The organism is Pseudomonas sp. WS 5146 (assembly GCF_012985495.1).
Lineage (GTDB): Bacteria > Pseudomonadota > Gammaproteobacteria > Pseudomonadales > Pseudomonadaceae > Aquipseudomonas > Aquipseudomonas edaphica.
Window position 1 is genome coordinate 1 of the sequence record NZ_JAAQWL010000032.1, and the last position, 612, is coordinate 612.

The 612-nt window shown below is 59.2% G+C and carries 1 pseudogene; it reads left to right on the plus strand.

What is annotated here, in order from left to right:
• Window positions 1–86 precede the first annotated feature (86 nt).
• Window positions 87–612, plus strand: a pseudogene (locus HBO41_RS29360) (type IV secretion protein Rhs); the annotation flags it as partial.

The following is a 612-nucleotide window of genomic DNA, read 5'->3' on the forward strand; positions in this document are numbered from 1 at the left end:
GAAAAGATTCCAACAGGCCACGATCTGTCACTGATAAACGATAAGCAAACCTCCTTCTACAATATTTTGTACAGTCTTTAACCTATATGTCTGACGCGTTATGGGCAGCCCGGATGGGCGATGCGCTCTCCCACACTTCGATGATGGCAGACATCCTCGGCGGTGTGCTGGAGGTGGCGGCCAATATCGCGATCACGGCGGTGGCGACGGCGGCCGTTGTTGCTGCCACAGGCATTACCGTGGTCACCGGTGGCCTCGGCTGTTTCCTGCTGGGTGCGGTGGTGGGCACGATTGTTGGCCTAGCCATGAGCAAAAGTGGCGCGGACAAAGGGCTGACCAAGATATGCGATGCCTTCAGTAACGCCCTGTTTCCGCCCACGGTGCAGGCGAACATTCTCACCGGCTCGACCAATACCCTGACCAATAATATGCCTGCCGCCCGTGCCGCCGGGGCGATCAGTTCCCATGTCACACCGGCCGGTACTGAGCTGGAAGCGCCCGAACCGGAACCCGAAGCCAGTTATCTGGACATGGCCGCAGGTTTCTTTTCGCAGATGTGGCGCCCTACCGTTGCCACACCTGCACCGGGCGCTGTGCCCAAGCCGTTGGACC